The sequence below is a fragment of the Lysinibacillus sp. G1-3 genome (assembly GCF_056322905.1).
The window spans coordinates 74,414-90,463 of the sequence record NZ_JBWHYQ010000007.1 but is presented as its reverse complement, the minus strand read 5'-3'; the positions used below and the strand labels follow the sequence as shown (position 1 = coordinate 90,463).

At 38.2% G+C, this 16,050-nt stretch carries 12 protein-coding genes; 1 reads left to right on the top strand and 11 read right to left on the bottom strand.

The window, feature by feature from the left end:
- Positions 1-43: 43 nt before the first annotated feature.
- The 3 genes from uvrA to ACVYAD_RS08785 all read right to left on the bottom strand — a co-directional run bounded on the left by uvrA (position 44) and on the right by ACVYAD_RS08785 (position 5,552).
- The gene (uvrA, locus tag ACVYAD_RS08795; RefSeq protein ID WP_476425902.1) at positions 44-2,908 is read right to left on the bottom strand and encodes an excinuclease ABC subunit UvrA; all 2,865 of its coding nucleotides are present in this window, start codon (positions 2,906-2,908) and stop codon (positions 44-46) included.
- Between the two features lie 7 nt (positions 2,909-2,915).
- A complete protein-coding gene (gene uvrB / locus ACVYAD_RS08790; RefSeq protein WP_349661227.1) occupies positions 2,916-4,895 on the bottom strand; it encodes an excinuclease ABC subunit UvrB in 1,980 nt (659 codons plus the stop codon).
- A 414-nt stretch (positions 4,896-5,309) separates the two neighbouring features.
- A complete protein-coding gene (locus ACVYAD_RS08785; RefSeq protein WP_386830231.1) occupies positions 5,310-5,552 on the bottom strand; it encodes an IDEAL domain-containing protein in 243 nt (80 codons plus the stop codon).
- A 224-nt stretch (positions 5,553-5,776) separates the two neighbouring features.
- Between ACVYAD_RS08785 and ACVYAD_RS08780 the strand changes: the two genes are divergently transcribed.
- Positions 5,777-6,286 (top strand): competence protein ComK, encoded by a 510-nt coding sequence (locus ACVYAD_RS08780; protein ID WP_476425900.1) that lies wholly within the window; start codon positions 5,777-5,779, stop codon positions 6,284-6,286.
- Positions 6,287-6,389: 103 nt separating this feature from the next.
- Here ACVYAD_RS08780 and prfB read toward each other — a convergent pair.
- The 8 genes from prfB to fliD form a co-directional block, all read right to left on the bottom strand.
- A protein-coding gene (prfB, locus tag ACVYAD_RS08775; protein ID WP_386830232.1) for a peptide chain release factor 2 occupies positions 6,390-7,494 on the bottom strand; the annotation gives its coding sequence in 2 pieces (ribosomal slippage) (positions 6,390-7,418 and positions 7,420-7,494; 1,104 coding nt in all).
- A gap of 145 nt (positions 7,495-7,639) precedes the next feature.
- Complete coding sequence (locus tag ACVYAD_RS08770; RefSeq protein ID WP_079559524.1) at positions 7,640-8,194, bottom strand: competence protein ComK; 555 nt, start codon at positions 8,192-8,194, stop codon at positions 7,640-7,642.
- A 349-nt stretch (positions 8,195-8,543) separates the two neighbouring features.
- Positions 8,544-11,054 carry a preprotein translocase subunit SecA gene (gene secA, locus ACVYAD_RS08765; protein ID WP_476425897.1) on the bottom strand — a complete coding sequence of 837 codons (2,511 nt, stop codon included), beginning with the start codon at positions 11,052-11,054 and terminating at the stop codon, positions 8,544-8,546.
- Positions 11,055-11,402: 348 nt separating this feature from the next.
- A complete protein-coding gene (hpf, locus tag ACVYAD_RS08760) occupies positions 11,403-11,954 on the bottom strand; it encodes a ribosome hibernation-promoting factor, HPF/YfiA family (protein ID WP_049668100.1) in 552 nt (183 codons plus the stop codon).
- A 191-nt stretch (positions 11,955-12,145) separates the two neighbouring features.
- Entirely contained in the window at positions 12,146-12,511 is a 366-nt protein-coding gene (locus ACVYAD_RS08755) for a PilZ domain-containing protein (protein ID WP_476425895.1), read from the bottom strand.
- A gap of 214 nt (positions 12,512-12,725) precedes the next feature.
- Entirely contained in the window at positions 12,726-13,136 is a 411-nt protein-coding gene (gene fliS / locus ACVYAD_RS08750; RefSeq protein WP_476425893.1) for a flagellar export chaperone FliS, read from the bottom strand.
- 209 nt (positions 13,137-13,345) lie between these two features.
- Positions 13,346-13,705, bottom strand: coding sequence for a flagellar protein FliT (fliT, locus tag ACVYAD_RS08745; RefSeq protein ID WP_476425891.1), 360 nt, complete (start codon positions 13,703-13,705; stop codon positions 13,346-13,348).
- 25 nt (positions 13,706-13,730) lie between these two features.
- On the bottom strand, positions 13,731-16,037 hold the full coding sequence (gene fliD, locus ACVYAD_RS08740; RefSeq protein WP_476425890.1) for a flagellar filament capping protein FliD: 2,307 nt from the start codon (positions 16,035-16,037) through the stop codon (positions 13,731-13,733).
- Between the last annotated feature and the right edge of the window lie 13 nt (positions 16,038-16,050).

Genomic DNA, 16,050 nt, shown 5'->3' with positions numbered 1-16,050 from the left:
CGTAAAAAAAGTTCGCAATTTGCGAACTTTTTTAGTGGGTACTTTATTGAGAAGCCTTGGCTAAAACATCTTCCATACGTAGACGATCTCTTGTTAATATTGGCTTTAAATATTTACCTGTGTACGAGCCACTGACTTCAACGACTTCTTCTGGTGTACCTGTCGCCACAATCGTACCACCTTTGTCGCCACCTTCAGGCCCTAGATCGATAATGTAGTCTGCCGTTTTGATGACATCTAAATTATGTTCGATGACTAGCACTGAATCGCCATTTTCTACAAGACGTTGTAAAACAACGAGTAAACGTGCAATATCATGCGCATGTAAGCCCGTTGTCGGCTCATCTAAAATATAGAATGATTTACCTGTTGAACGACGGTGTAATTCAGAGGCTAATTTTACACGCTGTGCCTCACCACCAGATAATGTTGTAGCAGGTTGTCCTAATTTCATATAGCCTAATCCTACATCCACGATTGTTTGTAGCTTACGCTGGATTTTGGGAATATTTTCGAAGAATACAACTGCGTTTTCAATCGTCATATCTAAAATATCCGCAATGCTCTTATCTTTATATTTCACTTCAAGTGTTTCACGGTTGTAACGCTTCCCATGACAAACTTCACATGGCACGTAAACATCTGGAAGGAAATGCATTTCAATTTTTATAATACCGTCACCACGACAAGCTTCACAGCGACCTCCCTTAACGTTGAAGCTAAAGCGTCCTTTTTTATAGCCACGTACTTTTGCTTCGTTTGTTGTTGCGAAAACATCTCGAATATCATCGAAAACGCCTGTATACGTAGCAGGGTTTGAGCGAGGTGTACGACCGATTGGTGATTGGTCAATATCAATAACCTTTTCGAGCTCATCAATCCCCGTTACCTCTTTATGTTCACCGGGCTTCACCTTTGAACGATTTAGCTTTTGAGCTAAGGACTTATATAAAATCTCATTAATAAGCGTTGATTTACCTGAGCCTGAAACCCCAGTCACTGCAACGAATAAACCAAGTGGTACATCAACCTTCACATTTTGAAGATTATTTTCCTTGGCACCTTTAATCGATAATTTGCGTCCATTCGGTTTGCGGCGCTCAATTGGCAGTGGGATAAACTTCTTACCACTTAAATATTGCCCCGTCAAAGACTCTTCATTTTCCATTACTTCCTGCGGAGTTCCTGCCGCTACAATTTGACCGCCATGCACACCTGCACCAGGACCAACATCAATCAGATAATCCGCCGCAAGCATTGTATCTTCATCGTGCTCGACAACAATAAGCGTATTGCCAATATCACGCATATTTTGCAATGTGCTAATAAGTCGATCATTATCACGTTGATGCAAGCCGATTGATGGCTCATCTAAAATATAGAGCACACCTGTTAAGCGCGAGCCGATTTGTGTTGCAAGGCGAATTCGTTGAGCTTCTCCCCCTGAAAGTGTTCCTGCCGCTCGACTTAATGTTAAATAATCTAACCCTACATTGACAAGGAAGCCAAGTCGCTCTTCAATTTCACGTAAAACAAGTCGAGCAATTTTCATATCCTTTTCTGATAAATCCAGCTCTTTGAAAAATGTATCAGCTTCCTGAATCGAATACTGTGTCACTTCACCAATATGCTTATCTGCTAGTTTTACAGCTAATGTTTCAGGCTTTAAGCGATACCCTTTACAAGATGGACATGCTTGCTGGGCCATATATTTTTCCATTTGTTCACGCACGTAATCAGACGTTGTCTCCTTAAAGCGACGTTCCACATTACGAACAACACCTTCGAATTCAATCATTTGATCTCGCACATTGCCAAACTCATTTTCATAATGGAAATGGATTTTATCTTTACCAGAACCATATAAAATTTTATCCATCTTTTCTTTCGGTAGATCCTTTACGGGTACGTCCATCGGGATATCATAATGATCGCACACAGCCTTTAATAACTGTGGGTAATATTGAGAGCTTGTCGGTTCCCACGGTGCTAAAGCATGCTCTAATAAACTTCGATCCCAATCGGGTACTACTAAATCAAGATCAACCTCTTGTGTCGAGCCTAAACCATCACAGCTTGGACAAGCCCCGAATGGACTATTGAATGAAAACATACGAGGCTCTAGCTCTCCTATTGAAAATCCACATAGTGGACAAGCATGATGCTCACTAAATAATAATTCCTCATGCTCCATCACATCGACAAGTACTCGCCCATCTGCCAAACGTAATGCTGTCTCTAAGGAATCACTAAGACGTGCCGCGACACCTTCCTTCATCACAACACGATCGATGACTACTTCTATTGAATGTTTTTTATTTTTATCAAGTTCAATCGAATCATCTAAATCACGTAGCTCACCGTCGATACGTACTCGAACAAAGCCTTGCTTTTTTAAATCTTCCAGTAGCTTTACATGTGTTCCCTTACGCCCTGCTACCATTGGAGCAAGCAACTGCATTTTCGTTCTTTCTGGATAAGTTAATAAACGATCGACCATTTGCTCAATCGTTTGAGAGGTAATTTCTATACCGTGATTTGGACAAATAGGCTTACCGATACGTGCATATAGCAAACGTAAATAATCATAGATTTCCGTTACTGTCCCAACTGTCGAACGTGGGTTACGGCTCGTCGTTTTTTGATCGATTGAAATAGCAGGAGATAATCCCTCTATCGCATCGACGTCTGGTTTATCCATTTGACCAAGGAATTGACGGGCATAGGCTGAAAGGGATTCTACATAACGGCGTTGTCCCTCAGCATAAATCGTATCGAACGCTAATGATGATTTCCCTGAGCCCGATAAACCTGTTAGCACGACTAATTGATCGCGTGGAATTGTGACATTAATGTTTTTTAAATTATGTGCTCGTGCGCCTTGCACGACTATTTCAGTATTTTTCACAAGCCGTTCACCCTTCTAATTTCAATTCAAATATTGTATCGCGTAGCTCAGCAGCACGTTCGAAATCGAGTGCTTTTGCCGCTTCCTTCATTTCTACTTCTAGCGTAGCAAGTAACTGCTCTTTTTCCGCCTTCGTCAGCTTCTTACCTTTTGTAGCCTTCGCTACGTAAGTCTCTTCTTCCTCTGCCACCTGTGTCGCACGAATAACATCAGGAATTTTCTTCACAATCGTTTTCGGTGTAATACCATGCTCCTCGTTATACGCCATTTGCAATGCTCGACGACGCTTCGTTTCCTCAATCGCCTTTTTCATCGAATCCGTCATATTATCTGCATACATAATGACATGACCATTAGCATTACGCGCGGCACGTCCAATCGTTTGAATTAATGAACGTTCTGAACGTAAAAATCCTTCCTTGTCAGCATCTAAAATTGCCACAAGAGAAACTTCAGGAATATCTAGCCCTTCTCGCAATAAGTTAATGCCGATTAGAACATCATAAGTACCTTTTCGTAGCTCGCGAATAATTTCAATTCGCTCTAGCGTCTTAATCTCTGAATGCAAGTACTCCACCTTTAAGCCCATCTCTTTCAAATAAGCTGATAAATCCTCTGACATTTTTTTCGTCAATGTTGTAACGAGCACTCGTTCATTACGAGCAATACGATCTTGAATCTGATCGATTAAATCATCAATTTGCCCTTCAATAGGACGTACGTCAATTTGTGGATCAAGCAGCCCAGTTGGACGAATAATTTGCTGCACCATTTCCGGCGTATGCTCAAGCTCATACGGGCCAGGTGTTGCCGATACATAAATAGCTTGATGTATATGTTTCTCATACTCTTCAAAACGTAAAGGGCGGTTATCTAGTGCTGATGGCAAACGGAATCCATGTTCAACAAGCACACCTTTACGTGCTTGGTCACCGTTATACATCCCTCGAACTTGTGGCAAAGTAACGTGACTTTCATCGACAACAAGTAAAAAATCATCTGGGAAATAGTCAAGTAGTGTATATGGCGTTGCCCCCGCTTCACGCAATGTTAAATGACGCGAGTAGTTTTCAATACCCGAGCAAAAGCCCATTTCACGCATCATTTCTAAATCGTAACGAGTGCGTTGCTCTAAACGTTGCGCCTCCAATAATCTATCCTCTGCACGCAAAAGGGCTAAACGCTCCTCCAACTCTTTTTCAATATTATCAATAGCTTTTAGCATTTTTTCTTCTCGTGTAACGAAGTGGGACGCTGGGAAAATAGCAACATGATCACGCTCTGCTAGTATTTCTCCAGTTAACGCATCCACTTCGCGAATTCGATCAATCTCGTCCCCGAAAAATTCCACGCGGATACAATGTTCATCACGGGATGCTGGGAAAATTTCCACTACATCACCACGTACCCGAAACGTCCCACGTGTAAAACTCACATCATTACGCTCATACTGTACATCGACCAATTTTCGAAGCAACTGATTACGTTCAATTTCCATTCCCGTACGCACTGATACGACCAGTTCACGATATTCTTCCGGAGAACCCAGACCATAAATACAGGACACAGATGCAATAATAATGACATCATCGCGCTCGAATAATGCAGATGTCGCAGAGTGACGCAACTTATCAATTTCATCATTTATGCTTGAATCTTTCTCGATATAAGTATCCGTCTGCGGTACATAGGCCTCTGGCTGAAAGTAATCATAGTAGCTGACAAAGTATTCAACTGCATTATCAGGGAAGAACTCTTTAAACTCACTATATAATTGACCCGCTAGTGTTTTATTGTGTGCCATAATAAGTGTCGGTTTTTTAACTTCTTTAATGACATTAGAGATCGTAAACGTTTTTCCCGTTCCTGTTGCCCCAAGCAACGTTTGATGACGTTTACCTGCACGCACACCCTCCACTAATTCCGCAATTGCCTGTGGCTGATCTCCACTAGGCGTATATGGCGCTTGTAAATCAAATGTTTGCACACATGTCCCCGTCCTTTCCTTCCAATTTGTACATATATTTTAGCATAGCGCTATTAATAATTCGAACATTTAACGAACGAACGTTTGTAAATATTTTTTCATTTGCTCTATTTGAGATGAAATCAACAGAACGTATGTACTATAATAATTAATCAGAACGTCTCTATCAATAGATTACCCTTTCCAAATGTTAGCTAATCGAGATGAGGTTATGTATATACATGATCTTAGCAGGAATTTCATTGTTTGGTGATGAAATACTCGTGAGATTCATGTCTATTTAAGGGTTATGCAAGTGGAGTCTAGAGAGATTTAATTGGGTTACTAGGGGAACTGATCGGCTTGGTCATCAATCTTGCAAATAAAACCACAAAAAAATCCCACCCTCCAATAACAGAGAGCGGGCTCGTCATATTATTCAGTTGTCTCTTGGTGTAAAGCTACTAGTTCGTTTGCGTATAGATGAAATGCGTTTTCATCTTTGTCATCGAGTGCTCTATCTATCAGAACCATGAGCTGCTCTTCACGATGCTTACGCTGGATATGATTTAAAAATAAATCTAAATAAATCTCGTTTAATAATTTCTCTGCCTCATCAACTTTCTTTGTCTGACCAACGGCTTTTAGAAAATCTGTATACGAATAATATTTATCCAACGATCTCACCTCGATCCTTTTCTAAATTATAAGAAAATTGAAATTAAAATGCAATGTTTACGAACTGAAAATCACTTCGATTTACTATTATTCTCGTGCTATTTTAAGCAATTTTTCTAAGCAATTGCTTGAAATAGCACGAACCTCCTTCGTTTATCTATATTTTCTGAATTTAATTTTGTGTTTTACACTTCAAGAAGAAATAGAAAAGGAGGCTTACATAGATGTCAGCAAACTACGTCAATGGATATTTACTTTCTTTTAACACCTATTTACTTCAACCAGTTCAGTACGACTCTAAAATTTTCACTCGGGTAATTGATAAGCATAATGAACTTATCGTTACACGAAAGCCAATGCATATATTACGAAAATCTTGTATTTCGCTAGGAACAACCTATGAAGCAGCAAAGCATTCCGCTAAACGCTTCTTCGGTAATCAGCATAAGCTTCCAATCGTTGTTGCTTATGATTATGGTTATCCGTGTATTTTTCTACCCATCTATTCGCCAAACTCTGTCCACAACATCTGGATTGGCCTTCACGCCATTTCGAATATAGTACCGAGTAAAACGGGCTGTATCGTCACACTGAAAAACGATAAACAAATTGAATTACCCATTCAATATGCTTCGATTAGCAAGCAATTTGTCAATGCATCGATGTTATATAAGCATTACATGAATGAACGCAAGCAGATTAGTCAGGACCCCCCGAATCACCCACCTTTTTAAAGCAATCAATTTCGCCTTGGCGTAATTGTAGCTGACGCTTTCTGCTGAATGAAAATAAAAACCCCTCAAAAGCACAATTTTACTGTGCTCTGAGGGGTCTTCATTACCCGATTTTTGAACGTAAGTATGCATTAATGAATGGATCTAAATCGCCATCCATCACCGCGCCTACATTACCTGTTTCTTCATTTGTACGATGATCCTTCACCATTGAGTAAGGATGGAATACGTATGAACGAATTTGTGAACCCCAGCCGATTTCCTTCTGTTCACCACGGATTTCATCTAGCTGTGCCTGCTGCTTTTCAATCTCTAATTGATAGAGCTTCCCTTTTAACATCGTCATAGCTTTTTCACGGTTTTTAATTTGTGAACGTTCTGCCTGACATTGTACGACAGTACCAGTAGGAGTGTGCGTAATACGAACAGCTGAATCTGTCGTATTAATATGCTGACCACCTGCTCCTGTAGCACGATACGTATCAATTTTTAAATCCTCTGTGCGAATATCAATTTCAATATTATCATCGAATTCAGGCATAACATCACAAGAAACGAATGATGTATGACGACGCCCCGAAGAGTCAAACGGTGAAATACGTACTAAACGATGAACACCTTTTTCTGCTTGTAAATAGCCGTAAGCATTATGACCCTTAATGGACAATGTTACAGATTTAATACCTGCTTCATCACCAGGAAGATAATCAACTGTTTCCACTTTAAAGCCACGTTTTTCAGCCCAGCGTGTATACATACGAAGTAGCATTGAGCCCCAATCCTGAGATTCCGTACCACCTGCTCCTGGGTGCAGCTCTAAAATCGCATTGTTTTGATCATAAGGGCCACTTAATAGTAATTGCAGCTCAAAATCGCCCATTTTTTGCTGGAATTCTACTAATTCATTGCCTAGCTCCTCCTGCAATTCTTCGTCAGGTTCTTCTTGCAATAGCTCTAGCGTCATATCTAAGTTCTCATGTGTTTCCACTAAATCTTTATATTCATTAACAATTGCCTTTAAGCCATTGCTCTCATTAATGACTACCTGTGCACCTTGCTGGTCATCCCAAAAGCCTGGCTCAAGCATCATTTCATCTAATTCCTGCATGCGTGCCTCTTTGTTTTCTAAGTCAAAGAGACCCCCTAAAGTCCGCCAATTTTTTGGCTGAAGTGTCTAACGCGTTACGTACATCTGCTAATTCAATCATTGTTAAATCCTCCGAACGTTTTTGATGGGGCTGGTTTTAAAAGCTTAAAAATCAGGTTAAGAAATAATTTTAAAATACTTCTCCCATTTCTTTCAAGCCCCGTATCTCTTCATTATAACGTTTTTACGAAGGAAAACATACTGTTTTACAACACAGTTTTGTTTCTATCTTTATCATCGTCAAAGATAACATTGTTCGTCATTCGCGGGAATACTCTACCTTGATCATATTGAACTAGTAGCTTCGTTCGTTTTTCCAGTTTATATTTTAGTAAATATGCTCTTTGAATTCTGTATTCAAATGATCTGAAACTTAGATCCACAGTAATTTCATAGCCGTTCATAAAAATTACTTTTGTATTCTTTTTATCCATAGCTTGATAGTCCAGGATATGATGGACAGCAAACCATTGACATTCAGGTCGTATATAAGACTTACTCGGAAACCATACAATATTACTTCGTTCATGAACAACTATTGGATTTTTATTCAGCTTTCCTAGTATCATTCTCGATCCATCGAGAGCCCCTCTTAAACTTGAACCAAAATATCGTAGATTATAATCCATTAATTTTGTCGGCGCTAATTTTGAAATATATTCGTTATCCCTTTCAATTACGCGCGTGCACAAGTTTCCTAAAGCATCATACTCCGGCTTATACAGCATCGTTTCACTACTCATAATGTCATCATACTGCATTGTTAACCCTCCTTTAGTCTTTTAGAAATATATTGGTATACTCCAATGTATTTCCTCGAGAAGGTCTTTCACGGACTGCTGTTCTCGAGGATTTTTTTATCTCCACATATCAATCACCTCCTCTGTCCTTTTTCAAAACTTTCAGACTATACACTTATATTCATAATAAATCAGAAAAAAGTTATAAACATTACCCTTTTCATTGAACTATTTACCTATTGTTGTAGTATCATGTACCTTATTCTGAATTTTACAATATTTCCATTGTGTTAATTCGTGAAAATATCTTAAACATAGAAAAAAAACCATTCTAACTTATCGTTAAAATGGTCTTTTCATCATCATACTGTTATTGACCTGCACCATGGCAGTTTTTAAATTTCTTACCGCTTCCACATGGACATAAATCATTACGTCCGATATTTTCAGACTTACGGACAGGTTGCTTTTTCGGAGCTGAACCGCCATCCTCTTTCGGATTAACAGCTTGACCTTTTGCAACTTCCTCACGCTCTAAATTATTGTGGATTTCTGCTTTCATCGCATATTTTGCTACATCTTCGCGAATAGAAGCAACCATATCCTCAAACATAGCAAAGCCTTCTTGTTGATACTCACGAAGCGGGTCATTTTGACCATATGCACGAAGGTGGATACCTTGACGTAGCTGATCCATAGCATCAATATGATCAATCCACTTCGTATCAATTGAACGTAATAAGATAACTTTTTCAAATTCACGCATACGTTCTGATGTAAGCTGTTCTTCTTTTTCATCATAACGTTCTTGGACAGTGTTCGAAATTAGCTGGTTAATCTCTTCTGCAGATTTACCTTGGAAATCTTCCACCTTCAGAACACCTTCATCTAATAGGTTTGCAGCGACAAAATCATCTATCGCTTTTAAGTTCCAATCCTTCTGCTCACCTTGCGTATACACTGCTACAATTTCATCAATTGTTTCTTGAATCATCGACTCAACAAGCACGCGCATATTTTCTGTTTCTAATACGTCGTAACGCTCTTGATAAATAATCTCACGTTGCTGACGTAGCACATCATCATATTGTAATAAACGTTTACGAGAATCGAAGTTATTACCTTCAACACGTTTTTGAGCTGATTCTACCGCTCTTGAAACAACTTTAGATTGAAGTGGCTGTGAATCATCCATCCCTAATTTCATCATCATGGATTTCATATTATCCGAGCCGAAACGACGCATTAATTCATCTTCTAGTGACAGGTAGAATTGAGTAACCCCTGGGTTCCCTTGACGACCAGAACGACCACGCAGCTGATTATCGATACGACGAGATTCATGACGCTCCGTACCAATTACCGCTAAACCGCCAATCTCCATTACACCTTCTCCAGGCTTAATGTCTGTACCACGACCAGCCATGTTTGTAGCGATCGTTACAGCACCCTTCGTACCAGCATTCGCAATAATTTCTGCTTCACGCTCATGGTTCTTCGCGTTTAAAACGTTATGTGGGATTTTATGTTTATTCAATAAATCCGAAATAATTTCAGATGTTTCAATAGCAACAGTACCGACAAGAACTGGTTGTCCAGCTTTATGGCGCTCTGCAATATCTGCAGCCACCGCTTTATATTTTCCTTCCATAGAAGCAAAAATTAAGTCAGGACGGTCATCACGAGCAATCGGCTTATTCGTTGGAATCGCCACAACACTCATATTATAAATATTACGGAATTCCTCTTCCTCTGTTTTCGCTGTACCTGTCATACCTGAAAGCTTTTGATACATACGGAAATAGTTTTGGAATGTAATTGTCGCCATCGTCATCGATTCATTTTGAATCTCTACGCCCTCTTTGGCCTCGATTGCCTGATGTAGCCCATCTGAGTAGCGACGACCTTTCATTAAACGACCAGTAAAGCCGTCAACAATAATGATTTCGCCCTCTTGTACAACATAATCAATATCATTATGCATACTTACATGTGCCTTCAACGATTGGTTAATCGCATGGTTTAAACGAACATGTGTTAAATCAAATAGGTTATCAATGCCAAATGCTTTCTCTGCCTTTTCAACACCAGCATCTGTCAACGTAACACCCTTCGTCGACTCTTCATATGTGTAATCTGTTTCCGCACTTAACATACGAACAAACGCATTAGACTGTTTATAAAGCTGCGCTGATTTCCCAGCCTGACCCGAAATAATTAATGGCGTACGCGCTTCATCAATTAAAATCGAGTCAACCTCATCGATTACCGCAAAATGTAGCGGACGTTGTACACGTTCCTCTTTATAAAGCACCATATTATCACGTAAATAGTCAAAGCCTAGCTCATTGTTCGTACTATACGTAATATCAGCTTCATAAGCAGCACGTTTTTCTTCTTTTGATAGGCTGTTCAAATTTAAACCAACCGTTAAGCCTAAGAAATTATACAGATGTCCCATTTCCTCAGCATCACGACCCGCTAAATATTCATTGACTGTTACAACATGTACGCCTTTACCAGTAATGGCATTCAAGTAAACAGCCATCGTAGCCGTTAACGTTTTACCTTCACCCGTTTTCATTTCCGCAATATTACCTTCATCTAATGCCGCAGCACCCATAATTTGTACACGGAATGGGTACATCTCTAACACACGCTTTGATGCTTCACGACATACCGCAAAAGCTTCCGCACGAATCGACTCTAAAGGCTCTCCGTCCGCAAAACGTTTTTTAAATTCTTCTGTTTTCGCTTGTAATTGATCATCTGAAAGCTGTGCCATTTGAGAAGCGAATCCCTCAACCTGGTCAGCGATTTTTTCTAATTTTTTTAGTTCACGTTTATTGAAATCAAATAATTTATTTAATAGGTTTACCATGAATTTTTTCACTTCCTATATAGTCTCAACTTTCATTTTACCATTGTATAACATATTCATGCAAACAGAGTCCCTAACCTAAAAAGAAATCCGTGGCGTAATTGCGTCCGGATTTTGAAAAGTGCTAAGACCTGCACGACGCAGGTTAGTTTGCCGCTGTCGCAGTAAGCGACGGGTCTAGGCTAACATCACTATATTGACTCCTTTCAAAATCCGTGACATCTGCCAGTGGCTGACCTGGAAAAGATCACCTGCTATCATTCCATCACCTATTGAGATAAGAATTTCTACTGAATGAAGATAAAAAAAGGCTCCCGCTATGGCGAGAGCCCTTTGACATATTTAAATTTAAGTTGTTTCAATTAAGCCATATTTACCGTCTTTGCGTTTATAGACAATATTTGTACCGTTTGATTCCGCATCTGTAAAGATATAAAAATCATGCCCTAGCATATTCATTTGTAAAACAGCCTCTTCTTGATCCATCGGTTTTAAATCAAATTGCTTTGTACGAACGATTGAGTATTCATCTTCCTCTGTCACTGCATCAGCGGCTGCTTGAGAAGTAGCAAAATAAAGGCCTGTACCTTCACGCTCACGGAATTTACGGTTTACTTTTGTTTTATGCTTACGGATTTGACGTTCTAATTTATCAACGATTAAATCAATTGCAGCATACATATCATTATGACGCTCTTCTGCACGAAGAGTTAAGTTCTTCATTGGAATTGTAACTTCCACTTTAGTTTGCTTGTCATTATAAACCTTTAAATTTACGTTAGCGTTGGCATTAACATCTTCGTTAAAATAACGTTCAACTTTCTCGACTTTGTTCTCAACATATTCTCGAATAGCTGGAGTTACCTCAATATTTTCACCACGAATGTTAAAGTTTAACATGTAAACTCCTCCTTTATAACTGCTATACTTACTATTTCTACACATGTGTGCGAAATTCCTTTAAAATAATTCTTTTTTTAAAAAAATTTTTTTCCTACAATAATGTATAGCATCTGCTAAAGCAAAGAAGTTCGGTAAGGGACGAACACAATCCACCTCTTAATGAATTCTCCTTTATGAATAAATATTATTTAGTTTTCCTCATCCGCTTCTTTTCTTCGGCGCAACTTCAACTCTTCGACAATCAAATCTTCAACCGATTCTTGATCATTGAAATTCACACCATACTGCTTACCATTACCAAAAGGACGGCTCCAAATGACTTCTCCATAAGCTCGTACCTCTCTTGTATCCAGAATAAAGCGTAAATCCAAAGGACGAGGATTAACACCTAAATCCACCTCAGTAAACATTTTTAACCCTCGTGGACTTATATCAAGCAAATCAGCCATTGCCGTTTGCGCTTGATTAACTCTACCATTCTCGTATATCGCAAAAGTCATTTTAACAGGCTCCTCGAATTTAAATCGAAAGCCTTCTTGGCGCTTAAATATCATCTTCCCACCCCAATACTATTCTAAACATCTATTTAGCTTGATTATGACACGATGCATGTTTTATATACAGAGGGAATAAGTAACATATTTTGCTGAGTAAAGACCTATTTTATGAGTAATTAAAGGCTTCCCTTTTGTACGATGATGTAAATGTAGTGTCTCACTTTTATCGAAAAGAAAAGAGACCATCATGAATTGATGGCCTCTATGTTGTCTAAATTTGTCCAGCGTTTCCCTGACCGAATTGCTGCTGTCGATTAATGCGAATAACTTCCTTCCATGTATCACGGAATTCCGTCACTAATCCCTCAACTTCTTCAATAATAGAGACATCATTTTTAATGTTTGCCTCTACTAAACGACGATTCATATATTCATAAAGAGCTAACATATTTTTTGACATCTCGATATCCATATTCAATGTTGCCATGAGCTCGCTAATAATCGCTTGCGCCTTTTGAAGATTCGCATTTTTTTCTTGGATATTTTTTTCTTTAATCTCATGTTTCGCCTTATAAAGAAACTTTAAACAACCATTATAAAGCATTAACGTCAATTCACCAGGGGAAGCAGTGGTAACACTATTTTGTTTGTACGCATTTTGTGCTGTTAGATTTGCTGCCAATAAAGGACAACTCCTTTGAAAGGTTACTTATTTACTAGTTTAAACCATTTTATGAAGAAAAGCTAATTAGCAATTACAGCTCGGCGGAATTACGTCTAGATTGTGAAATGTTTTATCACAATTCATTCCTTTTAAAAACTATAATATCCATCCAGGTTTTATCTTCCATTGAGCTGGCGGCGTCCAACAGGTTAATTGAAGATAAAATATTAATTCTTTTTGTCATAATACATGCCATCCATCACTCGAACATCCGAGTATGGATTGAAGTATTGCTCTTCACTTTTTTTCGTTTTCTGTAGGTTTGCCATATCTTGCTTTACGGCACTCATGACAGCAGCCAATCGTTCTTTTATTCCATTATCTAATTCAAGTAACGTTCCATGAATGCGATTCTGTCCGTCAAATTGAAAGCCTTCTTGAACCAAATTCTCAATAATCTTTCCACGCTTGTCTAACATACTGTTGATTTTATCAATATATTCGTCGCGATCTTCACCTTTTGGAATATCTCCCAAAAGTTTGAATAAATTAGCTGACACCTGCAATAGTTGTTCTATTAGTTGCATATCAATCTCCTACCTTGCCTCTAATTTAGAAGCCTCCTCCAGAACCTTGCATGAACATACCAGATTGCTGGTTTGCTTTATTGATTGCTGTCTCCATGGCTGTGAATTGTTTCCAATAACGTTGTTCTACACTTACCAAGCGTTTTTGCATTCTTTCAATACGTGTATCTAAATCAATCATACTTTTACCAATATTATATTGGTGATCAGTCATTGTTGAACGGCCAGCTTTATTCTCAATTTTCAATTTGAAGTCGTCAATTGAATCTCTTAAACGTTGTGCAATTCCACGTGAATCAACAGTTTTTGATTGTCCAGTAACAGGATCAATGATAGTATCTTTTGCCTTTCCCGTCTGCGTAAATATTTGGGCTACTTGATCTGGATTTTTTTCTAATGCCGCACGTAATTTAGTCTCATTAATTTCTAATGTACCACCATCACTAACTTTAGAGGACGTTGTTATCCCAATTTCTGATAACGAGTCAATTGTACTATCGCTTAATCCACCTATTGCTCCCGTAAAGTTCATTCGCATTTTAGATAAACCATCTCTTAAAATTTGATCATTCCTTAATAAACCGCTCCTTGCTTTCTCTTCCCATAACTTAATTTCACTTTCAGACATTTTTTCTCTTTGCTCACTTGTTAACGGAGCATAGTCACGATATTTAGTTTCTTTTAAAGAGCCATTTAGTTCGTTTACTAAACCATTGTAAGTAGTTACAAACTCCTTAATTTTTGTCATCATCGAATCAATGTCATTGGAAGCTGACACTGAAACGCCTTGTGTAGCAGGGTTGTAATCAGTATTAAATGTACCATTCAGCTTAACAGAATAACCTTGAATATTTATTGTGTTAGATTGACTTTCCATTTCCAAATCATTAATTTTATATTTAGCATTTGTTCCTTTTCCAGATAAGTTAACCGTTGCTTCTCCTGATGGGGGGCTACTAACAAATCCAAGTTTATTGAATAGCTCAAAGCCGGAATTATCAATGCTTTCAGAGTGATCTTCATTCACCGTTTTCACACTTTTCAATTGAATATCAGCATCTACATTCTCATTATTTGTTCCAGTATTATTAGCTGAAATAGACATTTGTCCATTAGAGAATAATGCAGTTACTCCTGCCCCAGATGAATTAATTCGTTTAATAAGAGAATCAACTGTATCTGTTGCTTTAAATTCAATAATAGTATCTTTCATTTTACCATCAGCTTGAACAGCACTTATTTTAAATTTACCATCATTTAATAGACCTAAATGTTGTAGTGTGGTACTTGATGTAGGTGACTCTGAAGTTCCACCATGTGTAGCAATCTCTACTTGAGAAAAAGCTTTTGAGGAAACACCTACAGTTTGTGCTACACCAAGTTTACCTAAATCTGTTTGGCTTCCATTATCAAATTGTAATGTTTTACCATCTTTTGCTTTAATATTTAATTTACCTGTTTTTGCATCAAATGAAGCATCTAAGCCCTCTGCGTTTAAATCCTTTACTAAATCTCCTATAGTCTTGTTAGGATCAATACTTACCGTTTTAGGTGATTCACCACCGATAGAGAAGGTTAAACTAGATCCGTTAATACCCAACTCACCTAAAGTTGTAGACGATTTAGCTAATATTTCTTTAGTTCCATCATTTGGATCTTTTATTTTAATTTCAGATGAAGTATAAGATGTTGAAAAACCTAACTGGTCTCTCAAAAATGCAGCGCTATCTGCATCTGCTACCTCTACTTTTTTACCTTCAAAAGAACCTAGTGAAAATTTCCCTGTTTTTTCATCATAACTTGCCTTCTCGAAACCAGCATCTTTTAATTGTTGTACTAATCCTGAGACAGTAGTTGTGGAATCAATATTTATGTTTTGATTTACACCATCAATTTTAAAATTAACTTGAGTCGGCACAGAAAGATTGTTATCAATACTTGCTAATATATCTGTTCCTACCGCATTTCTATAAGTTGTCTGTTCTGCTGTTTTGGCACCTGATGTTGCCGCAGTAGCAAGTGATTGAACTCCTTGAATATTTAAAGAACTCGAAGCACCTGAACCAGCAGTAATGGATACTTTATCTGCATTAGCACCAGATATTGTAGTAGATTTTTTTACAAAGTTACTAGACATTATAAAATTATCGAACATATATTTACTAAATGTATCTATTTTTGTGTTTACACTTCGGTAAGCATCTCGTTGCCATTCATATTTTGTTTTTTGCTGCTGTAATTTGTACAAAGGTGCACGTTCTGCTGACATAAGTTTTGCTACGATACTATCTATATCCATCCCTGAGGCTAATCCGCCAATTCTTGAAACCATCTTTACATCCTCC